Genomic DNA, 24,369 nt, shown 5'->3' with positions numbered 1-24,369 from the left:
CAAGTCTTTTTAGACTTTTGGGACACCCCCTTCTGTGTAAATTGCTCAGTTATTGACCTGGACGGCAGGAGAGGAAGTAGATTCTCCTGCACTATTTGTAGCAGTCACGTAATACCATCCGCCTGGTGTCAAAGTAATCAACTCAAAGTCCGTTGACGTTGACGAGCCGATGCGTTCGTAAGAGCCGTTCTGGCTCGCACTATAATAGATATAATATTCACTTGGATTGTTGGACGCAGCTTTCCAAGAGAGACGCACGCCCATGTCCGTTAGTGCCGTCTTCAGTCCATTTGGTGCATCAGGTACTTGAGCAGCAGCCCGTTGCGGTTCCTGTCGGCTGCCGTTGTCGACTTCATGACTGCCCTCCTCTCTACCTGAATTGCTGCTCCCTGATTCTGTTGGATCATTGGAACCCGGCGTAGGCGTTACCTCTGTGCCAGCTCCTGAACCATTAGAGCCCCACTGTACAATCTCCGATGGGATCGATTCATGGCCGCCCACGTCGACAGCTGTTACATAGAAGCTGTACTGCTTGTTGCCTGATACATAGCCAGTGAATCTCGTCTCTTCTCCGGTCAGAACGGTTCCGCTCTGTTGTTGGTAAGCGCCGCCGCCCATTGATCGATACAGACGGTATCCTACAACATCAGATTCTGGATTTCGCGAGAAGGTAATGCGAACGGCATCGCTCTTCAAGGCAGCGATTCCAACGCTCCGTGGTGCAGAAGGTGCCTTGCCGTCATCCTTGCGCGGATCGACCTTCGCAGGCGCGTCGTTGTTAGCATCTTCTGGCAAGTAATCCGAAAAAGAGCGTCGATTGCTGCTGGATGAGAGATGCCCCAGCGCTTTCTTCAATTCCTCCACGAGCACTTGAATCGGCTTCTCGCGTTTCAGCACTACTTTCTCACCAATCATATCGGCAGGAGTGCTGTCCTGTGGAATATAGTTGACGCCGTCATAGGTGATGTACTTCATGTGAACAAGCGCGTCTTCCTCGGTTTTCGGCACATATTTACGGTTAAAAATATCCGTGACGAATTTGCCGCCGAGTCTCGTTAACTCATTCGGAAGCTTGCCGCTATAACCAGACACAGTCATGCTCACGATACCGTCAGGACGTGTGAACTCCTTCGTGTGGAGCAAATTAGGCTTGGCCTTGTTCACCTCATTCATCACCTTCGACCAGATCTCTGTTGAGCGTGAACGAGCGTCGCGGTTCAGTACATGAATCGGCTTGTCGTAACCGACCCATACACCCATCGTGACATCTGGTGTCGAGCCGATGAACCACGTATCCGCATAGTTCTGGGTTGATCCGGTCTTGGCCGCAACCTCAACTTTCCCGTAGAGATCAAATTCGCCTCTCACGCGGCGCCCGGTACCTCTGGAATCCGTAATGACGGATTTCATCATATCAGTCATCAGGTATGCGCTTTGCTTCGAGACAACTGCCTGCGGATCTTCCTTGTGTTGATACACGATATTGCCATTGGAATCTACAATCTTGCTAATTAAGTACGCATCGTTGAATACGCCCTGATTGGCAATTGCTCCGAACGCGTTTGTAATTTCTTCAACCGTTACTCCATACCGCAAGCCGCCGATGACGCCAGTCTGCGCGTAATAATCTTCAGGCTGAATGGTCGTGATGCCGAGCTTCTGTACGAAGTCCAGTGCCTTCTTCACACCGAGCTTCTCAATATAGATCTTGAGCGCCGGCAAGTTGAGCGATTGACTTAATGCGCTCCGAGCAGTAACAAGACCTTGATAGCGTCCGTTGGCGTTGCCTGGAATATGGTAACCCTTGGAGCCATCCTTGAGTACAATTGGAGCATCGTCCAATATGGATGCGGGTTGAATTAACCCTTGATCCAGTGCCGGCAAGTAAGCTGCGAGCGGCTTCATTGTCGAGCCAGGCTGCTTCAGCATCTGCGTGGCGAAGTTCATCTGCTCGATCTTGAAGTCGCGACCTTCGATCATGCCAAGAATGGCACCTGTTCTATGGTCGACCATCAGCGATGCTACCTGTTCAACACCCTTCGTCTTGCTGTCAGGGGAGAAGTTATCAGGATTAGCAGAGACGCGCTTCATTGCATCATATATTTTCTTATCAATGGTGGTATACACGAGATAACCGCCGCGAAGCAGCTGCTCGCGTGCCGACTGCAGCATATCGTTGTTCTCGCGCTTGCGCAAGTCTGCCTTCGTAAGTCCAGGATTCTGCTGAAGTACGAGTACTTCTGCTGCGGCACGTTCTGTTTCCATCATCAGATATGGATATGTAGCGTATGCCTTCTCCCGAGGCTGGGCAATTGATTTGCGAATATCAAACGCCAGCGCTTCATTATATTGCTGCATCGTAATTTTATTTTCTTCAAGCATTCGCTTGAGAACAAGCTTCTGCCGTTCAATTGCGCGTGCAATCCCTTTTTCATTGACTTCACCTTTACCGGTAAAGGCCGAGTAAGCGGATGGAAGCTGTGGAAGGCCTGCAAGATACGCAGATTGGGCGATGTTCAACTTGCTCAGATTATCAATATTAAAAATACCTTTTGCTGCTGCTTTAATTCCGTATAAGTTGTAGCCTGTTGAACCGTTTCCGAAAGGAACCTTATTTAAGTATGCAACAATAATTTCATCTTTGGACAATACACGCTCCATACGCATGGAGAGCAGTATTTCCTTTGCTTTACGACTGTCGGTACGATCCAAATTCAAAAATACACGTCTTGCCAATTGCTGAGTAAGCGTACTGCCGCCTGTCTGCACAGATTGATTCAATACTTTCTGTACAACAGCCCGAGACAGTCCGCGAATATCAACGCCCATATGCTCATAGAATCGATTGTCTTCAATCGCAACAAGGGCATCAATGACGGATTGGGGGATATCTTTTAATGAGACGGGACGACGATCCTCTTCGGTTCGAAGCTGTCCGATCGGATTGCCGTCATTAAAAAAAGCGAATCCGGTTATGGCATTCTCCTGAATCTTCTGCTGAATCATTTCTCGTGGGCGAACCGGTTCGTCCTTGACTAAGGACGTTACATAACCGAGACCAGCGCCACCAGCAAATAAGCCGCATAGCAGGCCGAACAGCATGAGCCACTTCATAACGGACCATATCGTGCGGCCAATCGACCTCTTGCGTGCTGGTCTTTTGCCGCTTTCCGTCACTTTCTCCTCAACCATGCATTATTTCCTCCTTAGTAATTGCAGCGCTTTCCATTATACCATAAAAGTGAGAGGAAAAAGAGCGTCCGTTATCGCATTTCCTGATGATAATATAGCAGGAAAAATAAAAAAATCGCCTCCCGCTAGGGAAGGCGATTGTGGTGTCGCTTCTATGCGATAGAGCGAATCTTATCGGCTGTAGAACTCGACGATTTGCTTTTCATCGATGTCTTGGGACAACTCGCCGCGTTCAGGCAAACGTACGAATTTACCTTCCATAGCAGCTTCGTTGAACTCCATGTATCCTGCCAAGTGATGACGGCCTTCAAGAGCTTCCTTGATCACTTTCAAGTTACGGCTTCTTTCGCGCAAGCCGATTACATCACCAGGAGATACGAGGTAAGACGCGATGTCTACTTTCTTGCCGTTTACAGTCACGTGACCGTGTGCTACCAATTGGCGAGCACCTGCACGGGAGTTGGAAAAGCCAAGACGGTATACCAAGTTGTCCAAGCGGCTTTCGAGCAAGAACATGAAGTTCTCACCAGCGATACCTGGCAATTTGGATGCGCGGTTGAACAGTGTGCGGAATTGCTTCTCGCCCAAACCGTACATGTGGCGCAATTTTTGTTTTTCTTGCAATTGAACGCCGTAGCCGCTCAATTTTTTGCGTTGTCCTGGACCATGTTGTCCTGGAGGATACGCGCGCTTCAATTCTTTACCTGTACCGCTCAAGGAAATTCCAAGACGACGGCTCAATTTAAATTTAGGACCTGTGTAACGTGCCATGTTATATTGACTCCTTCTCAATCAAAATTATCGTTAGATTGTGGGGTGTCATTGCGTCGAAATCATCCTATGCTTTCCGATAATTCGGTCAGCTCCGACTCAGGTTTTCAGCCGCTGCCTAGCCGGTGATGATTATCGTGAGGGTGACACAACAGTTTCGCCCATATACATCACATAATATTATAAGATAGAGTACGCTCCTGTCAAGCTATATAATCAAATTGAGTTAGAATCTGATTTCTAGTTAGATCTTTTGGCATGGTTCAAATGGACCAAAAAAATAGAATTGGTTTTTGGGATATAGTACATTTTAATTGCAAAATCATGTATGATAGAAATTGAACAACCTTTCGAAAATGAAGGAGAAGAGGATGACGGAACGTCAACTTCCACAATACACAACTGAATTTGAACCAATAAAGACAGAGACAGAGGATTGCCAAGATCCTGCTCCTGTCGACGAAGAATTGGCATTAGAAGGATGGCTGCTTCAGCGTGACGTGACGACGCATGATTTCCCTTATATTGCCTCGCAATTGCAATCCGCATATCGCGCATGGCTGAAGGATATGCCGTATGAAGCGATTTCTATAATTGGAAGCAGTGCGATTTACGATTATGCTGGAGGATGGTTGGCAGGGGATGAGTCACTGCATGCGGATAGCAGAATAAGTATAGCGTTGAATGAATGCTTGCAAGAACGAACCAAGACAACAGCAGCTATAGACAATGGACAGTTGGTTATCTGCCCGCTGCAGACACGCGAGGGGCAAAATGTATTCGCAGCCGTTGCTTACAAGTTGTCGGCAGCTATGTCGAGTGGAGCCATGACAGCGCTGGAGGCGTGGACACACGCGCTTCGCTCGCAGTTCTACCTTGCATTCGAATATACATTTATTAAGGAACTTATGTACACTCAGCGCATTGTTGAACGAGAATACAAACGCAGAGATGTTCTATATAATGTGGTGCGTCACATGCATGATCGAATTGATGTTGATGCGGTGCTGACGCAAATAATGGAAAGTGTAGAGCGGCTTGTGCCGGAATCGAGCATTGAAGTGTATCTATCACAGGATCACCATAGTGTGAACCCGAAGGTGAAGACACTCGTGTTCAAGTCTTGGGGCGATCCGATTGTCATGCAGGCATTTATGAAGGGAGAGCTATGCTACGGCCGGACGCAAGAGGGTCACACCGAAGTTGCCTTCGGGCTTTGCGGCAAGCAGGGCTCGTACGGCGTGCTGAAAGTCTGCTTTCCATACGAGGAACCGGATCCTTCCGATGTACAGCTCATTCAACTCGTGGTCGAGACAGCAGGTACGGCATTTGAAAATGCTCGCCTTCATGAGCAGGCCAATGAAGTCATTCAAGAGCTTCGCTTCATTAATGACTTGACGAAGCGAATTAATCAGAGCTTGAGGTTGCGGGATGTATTCCGGGATGCGACGCACGAATTGCTCCGAGTATTCGGGGCTGAGTTCTGCGTACTGCTACAGCTCAATGCCGAGAAGAACCGCTTCGAGGTTGTATCCTGCAACCTCGAAGAATTTGATGGTGCTCATATGCCAGCGGATGAAGGATTGTTCGGCTACATGATCTCATTGCGCGAGCCAATTATTGTCTCAGACAGCAAGGAACAGAGCCCTACATCCATGCACTTCTTTGAAAAGCTTGGACTGCGCTCTGTGATTGCTGCACCGTTATTTGGCGGAGGTGAGCTGGTTGGAATTGTCGTGCTGGCAGACAAGCGGCCGCAGTTCTTTACGTATGAGAATTTGAAACTGTTGCAAATGCTTGCCACTCATATCGGCCTTGCGATTGCCAACGCCACCTTGCATGCTAGGGTAAAGCATCTTGCCAACAAAGATCAGCTGACTGGTCTCTATGCTCGGCATTATTTGGATAAGCAGATTGATCGGTTGCAAAAAAACGACTTTTGCGGTTCATTGATTGTAGCGGATATCGATTACTTTAAACAGATTAACGACTCGTATGGCCATCAAATTGGCGATAAAATCTTGAACCAAGTCAGCCGGATTATTCGTACTTCAATTCGGGAGACTGATATTGCAGCTCGTTGGGGCGGTGAAGAGCTTGCAATTTATTTGCCGCAGTTGACCCTGCCCCAAACACTACGGGTGGCTGAACGCATACGAGCTCGGGTTGCGAACGAGACAGACCCGAGGGTAACAGTCTCATGCGGCATCGCGGACTGGAACTGGCAGGATGAGAAGATCAGTGTTGAATCCCTGTTCTACCGTGCGGATGTCGCCTTATATGAAGCGAAGCATGGCGGCCGCAATCAGATTCAAATGAGCAAGAAGAAGCAGTAAGCATCATTTTGGTGCGCCGCATAATTCCAAAACAGACGTGACACGCTAAAAGAGGCAGGAATGCAAATTCCGACCTCTTTTTTTTGTTCATTTACAGTGGAGGTGACTTAATGACTATAGCACGATCAACATTACGGGAGAAGCGGCGCCGTGTCATATGGATGGCAACTTTGCTGATTGTTGCGCTTATTGCTCATGGATGTTCGATTGCCGACCATACTCCTCCTGATGTATTGCTCGATAGAGCGCTCAATGGAATGGTAGGCAAGGATCAGTTCCGCTTTCAGGGCATGGCCGAAATCCGAACAGGCAAAGATAAACTGCTAGCCAAGCAGCTGAGATACGAGGGGGAAATTCAACAGCATAAGGGTACCCATATGCGAATTAGTCCTCAAGCGGAGCAGACAACGACCGAGAGCAGATGGAATCCTCTGCGACAATTGGAAGAGCTTCGAATCGATGGGGCGAAGCGGGTGAAGCTGCTGACGGATTCTGATCCAGTTGTTCAGACGCATGCTGGGTTGCCCAACCAAATGCGTGTAATGAGCATCGATGCGAAGCAGCGGGCAGACCTGATTCCATTGCAAATCGTAATCGGTGCAGATCAGGCAAAGCGCCTGTATACCAAACAATTGGTTGAAGATTACGAACGGCTGATTACACCGAACGTGCAGCTGCAGCAAATGAAGGGCAGCATGTCGCAGGCTGATGAGCAGAAGCTTCAGAAGGAGTTAGCAGTTCTTGCTGCCCAAGGCCGCAAGGAGCTCCATGCAAGACTGGAGGATGCAGCGGTGCAGGCGAAGTATGTCGTGTGGGTGAATAAGCGGGATTCACTCCCTGCCTATGTCGAAGGTTGGATAACGTCATCCTATAAGGAGCAAGGGGAACCGAGAGAAGAATTGGTTCACATGCAGTCACAATTTATATATGAGTAGAAGTCTGCTGTACCGTGCAGGAACACGCTGACTCTGCATGATCATCGTGATACAATGATAATCGTAAGTTCATGTTAACTGATCGAGGAGGAACCATAGGATGAAAGACCCAAGAATAGAACAGCTTGCGAAAAACTTGGTTGGATACTCAGTTGATGTACAGCCAGGGGAAAATATCCTTGTAGAGATGATTGGATCTGAGCGTGAATTGGTTAAGTGTATAGTGGATGAGATTGCTAAGCGCGGCGGTCGTCCATTTGTACAGCTGACGGATCGTTCTGTACTGCGTTCGCTTCTCTTGAATGCAACGAAAGAGCAGATGGAGACATGGAAAGAGTATGATCTGCTTCGGATGCAGAATATGCAGGGATACATTGGAATCCGTGCTGGTGAGAATGCGAACGAATTGGCCGATGTGCCAAAAGATAAGATGGCGTTGTACGAATCGATCTATTCCCATCCAGTACATATGGAAGAACGCGTTAAACGTACGAAATGGGTTGTGCTTCGCTATCCGAATGCCTCCATGGCTCAGCTGGCGAACACGTCGACAGAAGCATTTGAGGACTTCTACTTCAATGTTTGCAACTTGGACTACTCCAAGATGGATGCTGCGATGGATTCCTTGAAAAACTTGATGGATCGTACAGACAAGGTGCGCTTGGTCGGGCCAGGAACAGATCTCAGCTTCTCCATCAAGAACATTGGTTCTGTCAAATGCTCCGGACAACGGAACATTCCAGACGGAGAAGTGTACACGGCTCCAGTGCGTGATTCGGTGAATGGCACTTTGTCCTACAACACACCGTCCATCTATAACGGGTTCACATTCGAGAACGTGAAATTCCGTTTTGAGAACGGTAAAATTGTGGAGGCAACAAGCAATGATACGGATCGCTTGAACGAAATCTTGGATTCGGATGAAGGTGCTCGCCACATCGGTGAATTTGCAATTGGCGTCAATCCGTATATTTTACACCCGATGAAGGACATTCTGTTCGATGAGAAGATTGCAGGCAGCATTCACTTCACACCGGGGCAAGCCTATGATACTGCTGATAACGGCAATCGCTCTTCCATCCACTGGGATCTGGTTCTGATTCAGCGTCCAGAGTACGGCGGCGGCGAAATGTACTTTGACGATGTGCTTGTTCGCAAAGACGGCCGCTTTGTTATTCCAGAGCTGGAATGCTTGAACCCTGAACATTTGAAGTAGTCTATATTTGCCTGCTTCATCTGATGGATTTCACCTTGCGCCCAGCCTCTTATTCACGGTATGATGGAAGCGTATAAATTAGATGTGATTTACTGAGACGGAGGGATTTCAATGTCTAATAACACGGCAATTGTGGAAATCTCGCAAACAGCGAACAAATTCAGATCTTCGATTGTGTTACAAGCCGACAACAAATACATTGACGTAAAAAGTATTCTTGGTTTGTTCACGACACTCGTTGGCAATCAAGCGTATGAACTGCATGTTCATGGACCGGATGTAGACGAAGCGAAAGTAGCTATGTCTGAAGTATTCGAGAAGCATGGTCTGAATGTAACTGTTGTAGCCGAATAATTCGGATCGAGAATTGGGGGGTCGGGACGTATTGTCTCGGCTCTTCTTTCTTTTGGACAAGCACTTTCTGCTTATTATTGAAATACGCTGTTATTTTTTTGCTCTCTCAAGTTTTTCTCTATGAGATGGCAATTATGCTGACCATGCAAGGCGTCGCTTCACTTTGGTACAGGGAATTGCAGGTGGAAAAGTGCGCATTGTCATACAGAAGTTCGCGGTGCATCTTGTGTTACAGGTCATGATCGTCTAATATTAGAAATAGAACAAACGTGACTTCGGGTCATAGGGGGGAAATCAGGCATGTCTTCGTCGGATGTGGTACAACAGATCAATGATAAAGCGCTCGCTCTGCTTGAAGATGATGCGCATCAAATAGAGAAACTCATTCAAGTTCAAATGGAGAACTTGGCGACGCGTTACTGCCCTCTCTATGAGGAAGTGCTAGATACGCAAATGTATGGTTTTTCTAGACAGGTGGATTTTGCAGTTAGAGCGGGATTGGTAGAAGAGGCTGTCGGACGTATGCTGGTCAGCAGATTAGAGCGGAATCTTGCTGTACTGTATGAAGCATTGAACAAAGAAGAGAAATAAGATGAATGAAATTGCTCAGTGCGCAAACGACTGAATACAAAGAAAGCTTGGGACAAGTCCCAAGCTTTTTGTGTTTTGTTGGCAAATGGAAGGAAGGGGACAACGGCAAGCTGTTTCCATACACGAATCATGAATCAGAACGCCTATACGAGGTAAAAAGATACGCCAAGAATAATATACACAGCGAGCAGCAGCAGTCCTTCGTACCAATTTGTACGTCCATCCTGAGAAATCGACTTCGCGATAAAGACAGAGACCGCAATGGCCACCATTTCAATGGTTGTAAATACGATGTCCATCGTTTGCCCGAAGAGAGCACTGACAAATACGAGTACTGGTGCTACGAACAGAGCAATTTGCAAGCTGCTGCCGATTGCAATCTCGACAGCTGCGCCGATCTTATTCTTCATCGCCATCATGACGGCTGCGCTATGCTCTGCGGCGTTACCGACGATTGCAATAACGAATGCGCCCACGAACAGTTCGGATAAGCCGAATTGTGCGGTGAACGAATCAAGGGTGCCAACCAGCCATTCACTCACGAATGCGACCATAACCGTAGCTAGGAGCAGGAATACGATAGACTTTGACTTTGACCAAGCTGGCTCTTCTTCTGCCTGTTCCTCGCCAACCGCTGATTCATCGGTGAGCAGGTCCTTATGGGTAATCATAGAGAACACGAGCCAGAGCAAGTAAGCAGCGATCAATACGCCGGCAACAATGAGACTGAGCGTCTTCGTGCCTTCTGCACTAATCGAATGAGTGGTGAAAAATGCGGCAGGCACGAATAAGGCAATCACAGCAAGCAGCATCAGAGAACCGTTCATGCCTGCAAGCTCGATGTTGAAGCGCTGCACCTTGTATTTTAAGCCCCCTACAAATAAGCTAAGCCCCAATACAAGCAGTAAGTTGCCGATAATCGCACCAGTCAAGCTGGCCTTGACCATGTCGAACAATCCTTCCCGAACAAGGAAGATTGCGATGATGAGCTCAGCTGCATTGCCGAAGGTTGCATTAAGGAAGCCACCGAGCCGCTGCCCTGCGTAGTGGGATACACTCTCTGTGGCCCGTCCAAGAAAGCCGGCGACGAAAATAATCGAGACTGCGGAGATGACGAATTGCAATGTCATATTCCAGTGAAGGTAATGACCTACCCCGCTAAGGACGAATGTAGTGCACAAAAGCGCAAAAAACAGTCGGTTGCGCAAACCGATCACTCCTAACGTTCATAAGGTATGGGGCAAAACATCTGATATTTAATATAGCGAACTGATTTTCGTTTGTAAACTATGCCAATTGATCCATATCGTCGGTGTGAAATTGAATCTGATTCGAGTTGAATACACTGTTTGCTTTCATGTTCAAAAATCGACTACAATATAGGGGAGACAGAAAGGAGGATGACGATGGCTGAGGAACAATTGAACACGCAGGAAGGTAACATTCGGATATCCGACGATGTCGTCGCCACAATCGCTGGTCTTGCTGCGCTTGAAACTCCAGGTATTGCTGCTATGTCAGGCGGACTGTCCGAAGGCTGGGCGAAGCGATTGAGCGGCAAGAATGTACAAAAGGGTGTATCTGTAGAGGTAGGCCAAGTGGAAGCCGCTATAGATCTACGAGTGATTGTCATGTATGGCATGCCAATTCAGGAAGTGTGCCGCCAGTTGCAATTAAACGTCCGCGAAGCGGTTCAGAATATGACCGGACTAGGCGTCGTTGAAATTAATGTTAAGGTTGAGGGCGTCGCATTTAAAGATGAGGAACTGGAAGAGATCCAGCGAATCAGTAAATAGGCACTTATGCTTGCATGCACACCACGAAAAAAAAGACTACACGGACCTAAGAGGTCGGTAGTCTTTTTTGGTTGTTCGCTCGCGGGAATTCGGCAAGCTCCCAATTGGCTTCTTATCATGATTCATCCGATTCGCCTCGCGTGACACACTGAGCAATATGCCGATACTCGCCATCGTAATGAGCAGCGAGGAACCGCCATAACTGATGAGTGGAAGCGTGACACCGGTTATCGGGATCGTTCTCGTTACGCCCCCGATGTTAATGAAGGCTTGAACGGCGATAATCCCAACGATGCCGACACTAACAAGTGTCCCGTACGTATCTGGACACCGTAGAGCGATCATGATGCCGCGCCAGATGAACATCAAATAGACGATCAGGAAAATGCTTGTTCCAATAAAGCCCCATTCCTCGGCGATGATGGCGAAGATGAAGTCATTATACGGGTAGGGCAGATAGAGCAGCTTCTGGATGCTCTGACCGAACCCAGCGCCAGTCCATCCGCCATGAGCGATCGCCTTCAATGATTGCAGGAGATTATAACTGGTATTCTGCGAATCGTGAAAGGGATCGAGCCAGGACTGGATGCGGGCGAATTGATATCCATCCGTCAGCTTCCCAGGCGATAACAAAAAATGCAATCCTAGAACGACAATCACACCTGTCAGTCCTACCAACAGGCAATTCATGATGTGCTTCAGGTTGGCTCCGCCTGCAATGACGATAACACCGGCACAGAAGGCTAGAATCATGGCAGACCCAAAGTCGGGCTGCAGCATGATCAGGCCGACAACGAAGCCGACGATAATCATAACAGGGAAGAGCCCTTTTTTGAAATCTCGAAATTTCTCGCCCTTCTTGGTAATTAAGGCGGCCAAGTACAGAACAATTGAAATCTTAGCCAGCTCTGTCGGCTGTACCCCAATGGTACCACCAATGCCGAACCAGCTGCGCGCTCCGTTCACATCCTTACCTATATACGGGACGAGCATTAGCATTATAATCGTAGCAATAAATAAAGGGATAAATAACTTTTTATACATCCTGTACGGGATATTCATTGCAATGAGCATTGCGATGAATCCAAGTCCAGCCCACATGAGCTGACGCTTGCCGAAGTAAAGTGCATCATGGTTGTATAAAGCAGAAACGGCAGCCAGACTAGAACTCGCACTATATACCATGACGACACCGAATCCAACTAGCAATAACGTAAGCACGAGCAAGGTGAAATCCGGCGTGCCTTTGGCTGGTGGAGACGGGGTATCTCGTTTCATGGGTTTATATGTTGATCTACTCAAATGAGAACCACTACGCGCTAAGCGCTTCCTTCAATTGATGCAGGCGTTGGGTAGCAGTGTTGAGCTGTGCTTGCGGAATGGGTGTTTCATAATCCAATCCGTGCGGGAAAGACGCACGTCCCATGTAGACCGCTTCGATTGCCAGAATCGCATCTGGCTTCTCCAGCTTGCCTTCCTTCACCCGTGTGTTAATACGCAAATAATAGTCTTCGCTGCCTGCTTCCAGTTTCAAGTCGTATGTAGCACGGTAATACTCCCATTGGCCGCGAAAGAAACCGAGCTTCTCCATTGCTTCATCAAGATAAGCAAGGTCGGATTCAAGCCCGATCAGGCCAGAATTTTCGATTATCATGTACCACTTTCCTCCTTCGAGTTCTCGTCTACCTTGTAAGTACAACCATCTTTACTCTCTACCATGATAGTATGTTTCCTACGCTTGCGCAAGACACCTCTAGCAGGAGCGGATATGGCTCCATATTTCAGGCAGAATCATGCAAAGATGTCTACGAAAGAATGCATGTTATGGTACAATTATGAAAATGGAAACGTAGGGGGAGAGAAGGATGAGTGTGTCTCAGGCATCGTCCTTATGGAAGGAAGCTTTGTCAGCGCAGTTTGACCAGATGATTGCATGGCGACGTTACTTGCATCAGAATCCGGAACTGTCCTATGAAGAATCGAAGACATCCGCATTTGTAGCGGAACAGTTGCGTTCCTTCGGAATTGAGGTTGAAACCGGCATTGGTGGCAACGGAGTGGTAGGCCGCATTCGCAATGGTGATGGTGCAGTCGTTGCCCTGCGTGCAGATATGGATGCGCTTCCGATTCAAGATGAGAAGCAGTGTGAATACCGTTCACAGGTTGCCGGCGTGATGCATGCATGTGGTCATGATGGACATACGGCTACGCTGCTGTCGGTAGCTAAGGTGCTGTCAGAGCATCGAAGCCATTGGTCAGGAGAAATACGGTTGCTGTTCCAGCCTGCGGAAGAGGTAAGCCCTGGCGGCGCTCAGGCTATGATCCGTGATGGCGCGCTGGAAGGTGTAGATCGGATATACGGCGTTCATCTGTGGACACCGATCCCTACAGGCATCATAGCTACGCGTCAAGGGCCGATGATGGCAGCTGTGGATGACTTCCGCTTGACGATTGCAGGGAAGGGCGGGCATGGAGGAATGCCGCATCTGTGCACAGATGCTGTATTAATCGGAGCCTCGCTTGTGCAGCAGCTGCAATCCATCGTTAGCCGCAACGTATCGCCGCTTCAGCCTGCGGTACTATCCATTGGCTCCATACAGGCGGGTACGACCCAAAATGTGATTGCAGAACGTGCGGAATTAAAGGGGACATTACGCTCGTTTGATCCGGATGTCCGCCAGCTGCTTCGTCAGCGCTTCGAGCGTATCGTAGATCTGACTTGTGCAATGCACGAAGCTGAATATGACTTAGAATTTCGAGTTGGCTATCCGGCACTCGTGAATGACAACAGCGAAGCTGAGCGTGTCTTCCGCATTGCAGCAGAAGTGGTGGGGCAGGATTGCGTTCGGGAAGCAGAGATGATGATGCCAGCCGAAGATTTTGCCTATTACCTGAAGCAGATTCAAGGCTGCTTCGTACTTGTCGGTGCTGGAAACGAGGACTACGCTCGTTATCCACACCATCATCCGAAGTTCGACTTCGACGAGTCTGCCATGTTGCTCGCTGGTCAGATGTTGATCGGATTAGCTCTGGATGCATTGGCCGAGAAGAAGTAGCCATTGGCTGCCTGTGATATAGTAGAATAGAATACGTAACAGACTCCATTGGATGAGAATAAATTTGAGCCAGCTAACCTCTTATTCAGCATTACATACGTGGCTGAGCATTAGAGCGCACTATGATGGGAGAATGGTTGATAACCTTGGATAATCTCCTCCAATTAGGGCAACCTATGCCTGAATAGGAGGATGTCTGATGTCAACGGTACAAGAGGTAATGACGACAAACTGTGCATCATGTACAGTATTGGATAACATCTACGAGGCAGCCGTCAAGATGAAGCAATACGATACGGGATTTATTCCGATAGTTGACGGAGAACGACTCGTTGGGGCTGTAACGGATCGTGATTTGGTGCTTCGCGGCATTGCAGCCAAGCACCCTGGTTCCACACGGATTTCGCATATTATGACAGAAGAGATCGTTAGCATATCACCGGATACGACGATTGACGACGCAGCTGCATTGATGGCTGAAGAGCAAGTTAGACGTCTTCCTGTCGTGAAGAACGGCAAGCTCGTAGGGGTCGTGTCCATCGGCGACTTAGCGAAACGGACGCCATTTGCGGATGAAGCAGGTCAGGCGCTCAGCGAGATTTCTGAATCGCCTTACACACATTAGGCAAGACATGTAACATGTACAGTTCATCTCGTCTTCTGTTATGAGGAGGGATGGACTTTTTTGCATTTTGTGTTAAGGACAGTTCGGGGATTCTTATATAGATAAAAATAGTAACAAGCGAAGGGAGGTGCGGCAAATTGACGAAAGAGATGTTTACGCTCGCAGTTCAGCAGGACATGACGATACTGGTTAATTCGCAGTCCGATGGCTATTCAGTTGTACGCCGAGCTCTGTTAGGATTTGCCGAGTTGGTGAAGAATCCGCACGGGCTGCATACCTTTCGAATGACTCCAATTACGCTATGGAATGCTGCGGCAAGCGGCAAGACTGCGGAGATGGTCTGCTCGGTGCTGGATGCTCATGCAACCTACCCTGTTCCTGTTAAGGCCAAGCAAGAGATCGCGATGTGGATGGGGCGGTATGGCTTATTCGTCCTGCATGGGGAAGAAAAAGAATCCAGCATTACCTTGCATGCTAAGGATGCGAAAGTGTTAGAGCGCATGTTGTCAGACCGAGAGGTCGGCAGATTGTTCACAGGGAAGCCGCAGGATGGCTGTGTGGCTATATTAGCGAAGCATCGTGGACGCTTGAAGCGGGCGCTTGCTAATGCAGGATATCCGGTTGTGGATCGGGTTGGATTCAGAGATGGGGAGCCGCTAGATTTCCGGTTTCGAGATGAAGGAGGCTTCCGAGTACGGGATTATCAGCGGGAAGCCGTACGGGCTTTTATCGGCAGTGAAGAACGTGCTGCGGGAGATGGCGTCATTGTGCTGCCATGCGGAGCGGGCAAGACAATCGTTGGGATTACGGCTATGACTGAGCTGCAAAGCGAGACTTTGATTCTCACATCGAATACAACTTCAGTGAAGCAGTGGAAGCGGGAAATACTGGCGCGAACGACCCTGTTAGATGAACAGATTGGCGAATATACGGGCAGAACGAAGCAGGTACGGCCGGTAACGATATCTACCTACCAAATGATGACTTACCGTCAAGACAAGGATGGGGAGTGCCAGCATATGCACTTATTTCATGAGCGGGATTGGGGGCTTATCGTTTATGACGAAGTGCATTTGCTTCCGGCTCCTGTATTTCGCACAACGGCAGATTTACAGGCAACCAGACGGCTTGGTTTGACGGCAACACTCGTCCGTGAGGATGGATGCGAACGGGATGTATTTTCCTTGATTGGTCCGAAGCGGTATGAGCTCCCTTGGAAGGAGCTGGAGCAGGATGGTTGGATTGCCGAGGTGGATTGTGTAGAGGTTCGTGTACCCTTATCAGAGGCAGGCAGACGGTACTACCTTCAAGCCGGCGAGCGAGACAAGGCAAGAATCGCGGGAGAGAATGAATTGAAGATAGAGGCTGTAAAGCGCCTCCTTCAGCGCCATCCCGGTGTTCCAACTTTGGTTATCGGGCAATATTTGCAGCAGTTGGATCGGTTATCGCAGTCACTGAATGCCCCTGTATTGACTGGGAAGACGCCGCAAGAGGAGCGGGAGCAGTTGTATGCGCAGTTCAAGCAAGGAGCGATACAAGTGTTGATTGTCTCCAAGGTTGCTAACTTTGCTGTGGATTTGCCGGATGCTACGGTAGCGATACAAGTTTCTGGCAGCTTCGGATCAAGGCAGGAGGAGGCCCAGCGGTTAGGAAGACTGCTTCGTCCGAAGGCGGATGGGAGACAAGCAAGCTTCTATTCAGTTGTGAGCGAAGATACGAAGGAGCGGGATTACGCCTTGAAGCGACAGCGGTTCCTCGTGGAACAGGGGTACCAATATGCAATTGAGCAACTGGAGGGCAGCCATGAATACGTATCAACTATGGAAGCGAACGGAACAGGATAAGGAGCATCCACGCAGCCAGCAGTGGAGAACATTCAACGACAATCCTGCCCGGATTGCCGAGGCATATGCAGCACTGTCTGAGGAGCATAGAGTCTCGTACGATGTCATGATCGATCGAACCGCTACTCTCCCTTTCGCATTGGATTCTCTGCGTAAATGGCATGGTCCTCAGGCAACAGGGGCGATGCTGCGCGCTGCTTGCGGATCGTTGTTGAAGTCAGGTCTGTTGGCAAGTGTCCGAACATCATGGGGAGAGCGGCTTTTGTTCATTCCGAAGGACATTTACGAGCATTTGCTTGCAATGCGTCTAGACGATGCGTTCTCGAAGAATGATTACGTACCGGAAGTAGCGGAAATGGAAGATGCGTTCCTGTATTCCCTTCATCCTCTCCCTGGAGGCGGTGTAATCTCGGTAGAAGCTTCCAAGGGGATGCTGACTGATTTGTTCCAAATGCTCGTATACGCCATGAATGAAGGCCTTCCGCTTACGGCTAAAGGGAACCTGCATAAGAGGGCAATCACGCGGCTTGATTCCTTGCTTCGTTTGGATGGACAAGCACTTGCATCTTGGAACATCAAAATTCCGTTTGCAGAGTCGTTGCCCGTGCATGTAGCCATCGTGCTGGATATGGCTCTCCGGCTAGGGCTGCTGCGCAAAGACCCAACTAGCTATGCGGTGCAGATAGAACAGTTGAAGTGGTGGTTCAGCTTGCCTTCGCACGAAGCACTTCGGGCTATAGCCGAAGTTGTGATTGAGCACTATTTGCCTAATGAGGCGTTGGCAAGACATATTGCTTATTCCGCACTTTATTATGGAAGTTTGCGCAAGTGGAGCTCGGAAGAGAGCGTTGTGAACGCTTGTCGGCATCTTGGGTGGCTCGAAGATAGTGAACATACATATGAGGCGGTGCGGGAGCAAATTCGGGACTGGCTGAGAACAGCCCACTCCTTAGGTGTGTGCGATGTTGGTACGTCGGATGGGTGCTGGATGTTCCGCAGCATACAACAGGAAGAAGGAGTACATCAACGCGTTCTATTCGTCCAGCCCGATTTTGAGATTATGGTGCCGCCTCACACCTCATTTCTCATTCGTTTCGAATTGGAGGTCTTTGCCGAACTGTGGAAGTCCGATCAGATGGACACGTATCGCTTGACTCGTGATTCGTTCGAGAACGGATTGGAGCATGGCCGCTCCGTTCAGTCGGTTCTGTCGTTTCTAGAGAACTGCTCGCTAACGGGGGTACCGGGGCATGTACGCGATGCAATCGAAATGTGGGGCCGTCAATACGGAAGAGTTCAGTTCGCAAAAGTCATTCTGCTTCGTTGTACAGATGCGGATACAGCCCAGGCTGTACAGTCCGCAATGGACAGTTCTGAGCCGCTCAAGAGATGGCTTATTCCCGTAGGTGCCCTCGATTATATTGTCGATCGGGAACATGTTGATGAAGTATCCAATCAACTGGCTCGCTTCGAGCTGCCGCCCTTGCAGCGCTGGGGTGGAGAAGAGCGGATGCGGATGCCATGTCTATGGCAGAATGAGGTACGCGAACAAGAGGAACTGGAAGCAGATCATGAAGCGCCAGTTTACAGTCCATCCTCATTGCAGTATTATGAAATGGATACCGGTTCGATGGCGCAGGATGTTGATGAGAATAGCTACGACGACATTTCCAGCCAATGGACGAAGGCATTGCGGCCCTATCATACTTCAACGAAGCGTGATATGGTGATGGCCGCCATTCGGCATCAGACACAGCTTGAAGTCGAGGAAGAGGGGCGAACGCACGTGATTGTGCCGCTAACCTCGAAGGTGTCCGATGACAAGAGCTGGGCGGTAACAGCTTACGTATTGCCGTGCCTGTCGAGCGACAAGCCTGTCAACCTGTCTCCTGAGAAGTGGGACAAGGTTCGCTTGATCGTACCGGAGGGGCTGCTGTAGGGTTGGACTGCTGTATGCCCTCAATCGCAATACTTTCAAGAGAATTGAGCGTGATAACGTGCCAATAGAAGAAAAGCAAGATGTTGCCGATATGGCCGTTCTGCTCACCAATGCATATGAATTAGGCGACATGATCAACCAGTCGATAGAGGTTGCCGATTATGTGATGTGGAAAGAACGCATGGAAGGCAATGAGCAGGTTAAGCAGCTCGTACGCGAATTTGCCCGTAAGAAGGAACGTTTTGAAGAAGCGGAGCGATTTGGTCACTTCCATCCCGATTATCATAAGGCGAAGGATGAAGTGCTCGCTGTACAGCATGAGCTGGAGTCTATAGAAGAAGTATTTCAATTCAAGCAAGCTGAGGAAGCAGTCGATAAGCTGCTGCACAACTTGTCAGAAACAATTGCTCTTGCAGTATCTGAGACGATCAAGGTGCCGAGCAATGATCCACAACCGAAAGGTGGATGCGGGAGCGGCGGTTGCAGCGGCGGCTGCAGCAGTTGTTCATAGCAGCTCGGCTAGGGGAAAGCGAGGAGAGTTATGATTCCTGAACGGACGGGGTATATCATTTGGGTAAACGATGTGAAAGCAGCGCGCAACTTGGATAAATACGGAACGCTTCACTATGTATCGAAGAAGATGCAGTATGCTGTTCTTTATGTAAATGCGGAGAAGGCAGAAGAGACGGTCAAAAATGTGAAACGCTTGAATTACGTGAAGAAGATTGAGCGCTCGTATCGAAATGAGATTAAAACGGAATACAGTAAGGATGTTCCAGACAAAACTCGTTTTTACGGTATGTAAAATCAGATTAGAGCAGAATAGCAGAACTCTCCATTCTATTTGGAGGGGGCTGCTATTTTTTTGTAATTTCTGATTTTATGTTAAAGATTTCCTAAAATGAAGGAAAAAGTTCTGTCTTGAACTTGTGAACAGTTGGCGCATCATGTAATATATTGGGTATATGTACATAGATATAAAGACCTAACATGGTGGAGAGTGGTGAAGCCAATGAGAGATAAAGTAATGAATCGATGGAGCACCTATGAACCTTTCTATGTGTTGTTAGGCGATAAGAAAGTAGCCAATGTTGTCATTACGAATCATGCACGGGCTCGCTGGAATGATCGTATCGCGAAGGAAGAGGCGGATATTGAGTCTATAGCAGCGTTCATATGGGACAGCTTGAAGCAGAATCGGATCATCTCTTACTACCGTAATGAGCAGGATGTGTTCTTAATCGATGATGATTTGGTTGTGGTAGCAGAGTTCGTGGAATCGGACACGGAGTTCGATTTGGCAGGTGATCCATTGTCTAAGATGATTATCGTTACCTTTCTCGGCAAGATGTCGGAGACGATGGAACTGCGTGATTTGAAGACATATTATTCATGGCTGCGGCATTCGCGGCGCATGACGTTGGTGAAGAATAGCCGCAAACATAGATGAATGCTTCTCCGAGTTGCATCGCATATATAATAGGCCAATCAGATTATCTGATTGGTTTTTTTGATTTGGCAACAGCATCGAGCTGAGTTGGTGCCGCAATGATATCAGTGGGAGGAGAAGTCTTATTGCATCTTACGGATTTACGCTATAATAGAGCAGAAGAGTTAGGAAAGAGGGGAAAGGCGTATGGGGTTGAACTTTCATCAGCTGCATATTTTCTATAACGTCGCAACAAGAGGAAGCTTCTCGGCTGCTGCGCAAGCGCTGCATATGACCCAGCCGGCGGTAACGATGCAGATTCAGGCATTGGAAGAGTATTTCGGAACGAAGCTGCTGCACCGTTCTACGAAGAAGCTGCAATTGTCTGAGGCGGGCCATAAGCTGTTCCCTTATGCGCAGCGTTGTATGGAGCTTGTTCGTGAAACAGAGGAAATGATGTCAAATTATACACTCGACTTGCATGGCAAGCTTGTGCTTGCAGCGAGTTTGACCATTGGTGAATATATGTTGCCGCCGTTCCTCGGTCATTTTGCCAAGCTGCACCCGCATTTGGACATCCATATGCGCGTGATGAACAGCTCGCAAATTGTAGAGGGGATTCGCAGTCAACAGCTGCATCTCGGGCTCGTGGAAGCTCCGGTAGCGGATAATGACATCCATGTCGAGCCGATTATGGAGGATGAGCTGCTGCTGGTTGTGCCGCGGGATCACTCGCTGGCAGCGGTCAGTGAAGTGAAGCTTGAGGATGTGCTGTCTTATCCATTTGTGCTGCGGGAAATGGGATCGGGTACGCGCATTGTGATGGAGGAAGCGCTTCGCCAGCAGGGAGTTGACCCAGAGAAGCTCCATGTTGTGATGGAGCTAGGAAGCACGGGAGCGGTGAAATCTGCTGTAGAGGCAGGAATTGGCGTAACGATGCTGTCGCCGTATGTTGTACGGCATGAAGAAGCGCTCGGGCTGCTGAAGACTGTTCGTATTCAGCAGGTGAACATGAAGCGGCAATTTTATGCGGTTCATGCCCAAGCGGATCTGCTGTCGCTGTCTGCGACGGCACTGCTGACGATGCTGCGCAATCGACATGATAAGGAGCTATTACGATGAATAAGCATAAGGAAGACATTCAAGTGGATGAGACGATGTTGTTTGCAAGACAAGGAATGGGCGGTTCTAGTGTCGAGCCAGGCGGGGCGGATCTGCATACCCATACGATAGCTTCCGATGGGATGACATCGCCTGCCTATAATGTGCGGCTCGCCCATTTAGCGGGTCTGAGGGCTCTGGCGATTACCGATCATGACACGGTGCTTGGTGTGCCTGAAGCGATTGAGGCCGGCGCACAGTATGGCATTCACATCGTACCGGGGGTTGAGATCAGTACGGTGGAAGAAGGAATTGATATTCATGTGCTTGGTTATTTCTTAGATATTGAGGATGCAGGATTGCTGGAGCGGTTGGCTGATTTGAGAGCTGTGCGGGATCGGCGCAATGAAATGCTTGTAGCGAAGCTGACGGAGCTGGGAATTCCACTGACGATGGAGGAAGTGGTGTCCGAGCTTGGGCGGCCGCTGTCTCCAGGCGAGACGGTAGGACGCCCCCATATCGCGGATGCCTTGGTTCGCCGAGGCGTTGTTCGTAATATGAAGGAGGCTTTCGATGAGTATTTGGGTGCTGGCGGCAAGGCTTATGTGAACCCGCCGCGCATACGGCCACAAGAGGCAGTGCGGTGGATTCATGAAGCGGGCGGTGCTGCAGTTATGGCACATCCGGGCATCTACCATCGTGATGATCTGGTCTTTCAGTTGCTGGATACGGCGCCATGGGATGGCATAGAGGTATGGCATTCGGATCATTCGGAAGAGGACGCGAAGCGTTATAGCGAGATGGCAAGTGCAAGAGACTTGCTGCAAACGGCAGGCTCTGACTTCCACGGTGCGCGCAAGGGGGATGTATTCCATGGGGCTTTGGGCGGACGTAGGGTTCATGAGCAAATGGTTCAGCAGCTTCAAGAGCGGTCAGAGCAATATCAAGCGGAGCGAAGAAGCTAAATGAAAATGAACTAAGACCTAGCAAACAAATTCGGGATACTCCTTAACAGGATCAACTTGAACGAATAGAGAAGAAGACCTGCTGATTAGCAGGTCTTCTTCGTATGTGAGCGGGTTGGCATACTGTGCAAGACTGCGGTTAGCCGCCCTGCTTCACGGTCAGGCTCATGCCCTCAATGCGTTTTGCATCAGGGGTAATGAATAACGTTTTCTGACGTTCGTAGATGACGAACCCAGGTTTGGCTCCGTTAGGCTTCCGCACATGGCGGATAAGTGTATAGTCAACAGGCACCTGGCTGGAATGCTTCGCCTGACTGAAATAAGCGGCAAGCTGGGCTGCTTCCTCTAATGTCGCATCTCCGAACTGTTCGCTGCGTATGACAACATGTGATCCAGGGATATCCTTGGTGTGCAGCCAAGTATCGTTTGGCTTGCCGAGGCGATTGGTTACATATTCATTTTGCAAATTATTTTTGCCTACGTAGATTGGAATGTCTTCCGATGACGTGTAGCAATAGATGGTTGGACGTCCATCCTTCTTCTTCCGCTTGTCCTTGCGACCCCGGTCACGTAAGTAGCCTTGGCCAACAAGCTCCTCTCGAATTTCCTGCGCATCTTGCACCGTTGCATCCTCCAACTGCTGCATAAGAGTTTCAAAATAGCGATTTTCCTCTTTGGCAGCAGACATTTGTTCTTGGACGACGGCGATGCTGTTTTTAGCTTTATTATATTTTTTGAAATAACGCTGTGCATTGTCTGAAGGAGTGAGCAGCGGATCAAGCGGTATCGTCATGGACGCACCGTTCTCATCGTAATAATTGATGAGTGTGATATCTCTATCACCCTTCGTAATCATATGCAGGGATGCAAATAACAGCTCACCCATAATGCGTAATCGATCCGCATCTTGTGCTTCATTAAGCGTTTCCTCTAATTTGTCGAGTTTCTTCGCATTCTTCGTATGCTCCTGTTGCAGGAAGCGGAACAAATCGCCAACACGCTGCTTAATCATGTCGCGCTCGGCCTTGTCCCCATAAAAGTGCTCCATACAGTCACTCATTGTATCGAAGTATCGTGCTTCCCCGTGAATATGGGTAATATTCAGCGCTGAAAAATACGTTTTACCGCGTTCATCTGCAAGCAGGGTAGGCTTGTACCGCTGATTAGCGACATCGTCCATTGCTTGGAGAAAGGCTTCGCTCAGGTGCTGGGCTAATGTTTCCGGTGTACGCGTCTCCTCGGTGGATTCCGTGGCGGTTGGTACAGCGTACAATCCTGTACGCCATACGATCTCATCGGCCAATCGTGGGCTTACACCCGAGAAGTGCTGGACAAGCCATTTGGACAAATATTTGGAGTCGATGCGTTGTTCCGGTTGTTCCGCTGACTCTTCCGCCTGCTCCACAAACATGGATAGGAAGGTAGCGGGTTCCACGCTCAGCGGATCCAGTTTGTGCTGTTCAGGCGGTGCTGTATATGTGAATCCAGGCATGACGATGCGGAAGCTGCTGATGGCAGGAGTGACATGATGAATGCCGTCAATAATGGTGAACGATGACGGTTCAACAATGATAATGTTACTGTGTCTGCCTGTAAGCTCAATGATGATCTTCTTCAGTGATTCATCTCCAAGCTCATCCCGCGAACGAACGGTAATATGTACAATACGTTCCCGGCCAATCTGCTCGATCTTCTCAATAACGCCGCCCTCGCAATGTTTGCGCATGAGCATGCAGAACATTGGCGGTTCCGGCGGGTTCATGTACGAATGCTCTGTAAAATGAATGCGCGGATACGTTGGGTTGGCGGAGAGCAGCAGTTTGCGATTTTTGCCTCCCGTTCGGATATGCAGAATCAAGTCGTGTTCGGTAGGTTGATATAATTTAAGAATGCGAGCGCCTACCGTCTGTTGCAGTTCATCGACGAGGGCACGGGTTACAATTCCATCTAATGACATTATGAACTAACTCCTGTCTATCGAAATTCAATTCCTCGGCAAGCCTGCCGCAGCAAGCGGTATATCTGAGCATATGCTCTACATATACCGTGCTTCGTTCTAGTAGCGGGAACTGATCATCCTTCATTTGTGAACAAAAGCGCATATGACGGACGTCAATATGCTGTATCTCCTATCATGCCATATTTTTAATGAAAACTTAAGTGTCTCTTGGATCGTTGGGATATTTTTGGACTCGTCCGAATACCTATAGCGTAGAGGC

General features: G+C 48.9%; 21 protein-coding genes. 15 read left to right on the top strand and 6 right to left on the bottom strand.

The genetic code is table 11. The annotated features are described in order from the left end of the window. Positions 1-45: 45 nt before the first annotated feature. On the bottom strand, positions 46-3,192 hold the full coding sequence (locus tag BLS15_RS09915; RefSeq protein ID WP_028531247.1) for a penicillin-binding protein 1A: 3,147 nt from the start codon (positions 3,190-3,192) through the stop codon (positions 46-48). A 171-nt stretch (positions 3,193-3,363) separates the two neighbouring features. Further along, complete coding sequence (gene rpsD / locus BLS15_RS09910; RefSeq protein WP_021256682.1) at positions 3,364-3,963, bottom strand: 30S ribosomal protein S4; 600 nt, start codon at positions 3,961-3,963, stop codon at positions 3,364-3,366. A 371-nt stretch (positions 3,964-4,334) separates the two neighbouring features. On the opposite strand from rpsD, the gene BLS15_RS09905 reads away from it, so the two are divergent. The 5 genes from BLS15_RS09905 (at position 4,335) to BLS15_RS09885 (ending at position 9,395) form a co-directional block, all read left to right on the top strand. Continuing rightward, a complete protein-coding gene (locus BLS15_RS09905; protein ID WP_021256681.1) occupies positions 4,335-6,299 on the top strand; it encodes a GGDEF domain-containing protein in 1,965 nt (654 codons plus the stop codon). Between the two features lie 110 nt (positions 6,300-6,409). Continuing rightward, the gene (locus BLS15_RS09900; protein ID WP_021256680.1) at positions 6,410-7,234 is read left to right on the top strand and encodes a hypothetical protein; all 825 of its coding nucleotides are present in this window, start codon (positions 6,410-6,412) and stop codon (positions 7,232-7,234) included. A gap of 100 nt (positions 7,235-7,334) precedes the next feature. Continuing rightward, complete coding sequence (locus BLS15_RS09895) at positions 7,335-8,450, top strand: aminopeptidase (RefSeq protein ID WP_021256679.1); 1,116 nt, start codon at positions 7,335-7,337, stop codon at positions 8,448-8,450. Positions 8,451-8,561: 111 nt separating this feature from the next. Continuing rightward, positions 8,562-8,804: an HPr family phosphocarrier protein gene (locus BLS15_RS09890; protein ID WP_021256678.1), complete on the top strand. Its 243-nt coding sequence runs from the start codon at positions 8,562-8,564 to the stop codon at positions 8,802-8,804. Between the two features lie 300 nt (positions 8,805-9,104). After that, positions 9,105-9,395, top strand: a complete 291-nt coding sequence (locus BLS15_RS09885; protein WP_021256677.1) for an Fpa/YlaN family protein — start codon at positions 9,105-9,107, stop codon at positions 9,393-9,395. 143 nt (positions 9,396-9,538) lie between these two features. Here BLS15_RS09885 and cax read toward each other — a convergent pair whose 3' ends face one another. Further along, entirely contained in the window at positions 9,539-10,603 is a 1,065-nt protein-coding gene (gene cax, locus BLS15_RS09880) for a calcium/proton exchanger (protein ID WP_028531246.1), read from the bottom strand. A gap of 198 nt (positions 10,604-10,801) precedes the next feature. On the opposite strand from cax, the gene BLS15_RS09875 reads away from it, so the two are divergent. Then, positions 10,802-11,191 carry an Asp23/Gls24 family envelope stress response protein gene (locus tag BLS15_RS09875; RefSeq protein ID WP_021256675.1) on the top strand — a complete coding sequence of 130 codons (390 nt, stop codon included), beginning with the start codon at positions 10,802-10,804 and terminating at the stop codon, positions 11,189-11,191. Positions 11,192-11,227: 36 nt separating this feature from the next. Here the strand turns inward: BLS15_RS09875 and ftsW are convergent, their stop codons facing one another. Further along, the gene (gene ftsW / locus BLS15_RS09870; protein WP_021256674.1) at positions 11,228-12,469 is read right to left on the bottom strand and encodes a putative lipid II flippase FtsW; all 1,242 of its coding nucleotides are present in this window, start codon (positions 12,467-12,469) and stop codon (positions 11,228-11,230) included. Between the two features lie 34 nt (positions 12,470-12,503). Then, positions 12,504-12,845, bottom strand: coding sequence for a YugN family protein (locus tag BLS15_RS09865; protein WP_021256673.1), 342 nt, complete (start codon positions 12,843-12,845; stop codon positions 12,504-12,506). Between the two features lie 211 nt (positions 12,846-13,056). Here BLS15_RS09865 and BLS15_RS09860 point away from each other — a divergent pair, with 211 nt between their 5' ends. The 9 genes from BLS15_RS09860 to BLS15_RS09820 all read left to right on the top strand — a co-directional run bounded on the left by BLS15_RS09860 (position 13,057) and on the right by BLS15_RS09820 (position 22,150). Next, positions 13,057-14,247 carry a M20 metallopeptidase family protein gene (locus BLS15_RS09860; protein WP_021256672.1) on the top strand — a complete coding sequence of 397 codons (1,191 nt, stop codon included), beginning with the start codon at positions 13,057-13,059 and terminating at the stop codon, positions 14,245-14,247. Between the two features lie 199 nt (positions 14,248-14,446). Next, positions 14,447-14,872, top strand: coding sequence for a CBS domain-containing protein (locus BLS15_RS09855; RefSeq protein WP_021256671.1), 426 nt, complete (start codon positions 14,447-14,449; stop codon positions 14,870-14,872). A 149-nt stretch (positions 14,873-15,021) separates the two neighbouring features. Beyond that, positions 15,022-16,716 (top strand): DNA repair helicase XPB, encoded by a 1,695-nt coding sequence (locus BLS15_RS09850; protein WP_090511594.1) that lies wholly within the window; start codon positions 15,022-15,024, stop codon positions 16,714-16,716. After that, on the top strand, positions 16,676-18,655 hold the full coding sequence (locus tag BLS15_RS09845; protein ID WP_175460748.1) for a helicase-associated domain-containing protein: 1,980 nt from the start codon (positions 16,676-16,678) through the stop codon (positions 18,653-18,655). Before BLS15_RS09850 ends, BLS15_RS09845 begins: the two co-directional genes overlap by 41 nt. 91 nt (positions 18,656-18,746) lie before the next feature. After that, the gene (locus BLS15_RS09840) at positions 18,747-19,166 is read left to right on the top strand and encodes a YlbF/YmcA family competence regulator (RefSeq protein ID WP_021262570.1); all 420 of its coding nucleotides are present in this window, start codon (positions 18,747-18,749) and stop codon (positions 19,164-19,166) included. 30 nt (positions 19,167-19,196) lie between these two features. Next, positions 19,197-19,460: a YlbG family protein gene (locus tag BLS15_RS09835; protein ID WP_021256667.1), complete on the top strand. Its 264-nt coding sequence runs from the start codon at positions 19,197-19,199 to the stop codon at positions 19,458-19,460. Between the two features lie 207 nt (positions 19,461-19,667). Then, complete coding sequence (locus tag BLS15_RS09830) at positions 19,668-20,105, top strand: hypothetical protein (protein ID WP_021256666.1); 438 nt, start codon at positions 19,668-19,670, stop codon at positions 20,103-20,105. Between the two features lie 186 nt (positions 20,106-20,291). Beyond that, a complete protein-coding gene (locus BLS15_RS09825; protein WP_021256665.1) occupies positions 20,292-21,206 on the top strand; it encodes a selenium metabolism-associated LysR family transcriptional regulator in 915 nt (304 codons plus the stop codon). After that, the gene (locus BLS15_RS09820) at positions 21,203-22,150 is read left to right on the top strand and encodes a PHP domain-containing protein (protein ID WP_021256664.1); all 948 of its coding nucleotides are present in this window, start codon (positions 21,203-21,205) and stop codon (positions 22,148-22,150) included. Before BLS15_RS09825 ends, BLS15_RS09820 begins: the two co-directional genes overlap by 4 nt. 139 nt (positions 22,151-22,289) lie before the next feature. On the opposite strand, the gene BLS15_RS09815 is transcribed toward BLS15_RS09820, so the two are convergent. Next, a complete protein-coding gene (locus BLS15_RS09815; RefSeq protein ID WP_021256663.1) occupies positions 22,290-24,107 on the bottom strand; it encodes an Rqc2 family fibronectin-binding protein in 1,818 nt (605 codons plus the stop codon). Between the last annotated feature and the right edge of the window lie 262 nt (positions 24,108-24,369).

It is taken from the genome of Paenibacillus sp. cl6col (genome assembly GCF_900102125.1).
Taxonomy (GTDB): Bacteria; Bacillota; Bacilli; order Paenibacillales; family Paenibacillaceae; genus Paenibacillus_B; species Paenibacillus_B suaedae.
The sequence above is the reverse complement of the archived record's forward strand: the minus strand, read 5'-3'. Positions and strand labels throughout refer to the sequence as shown.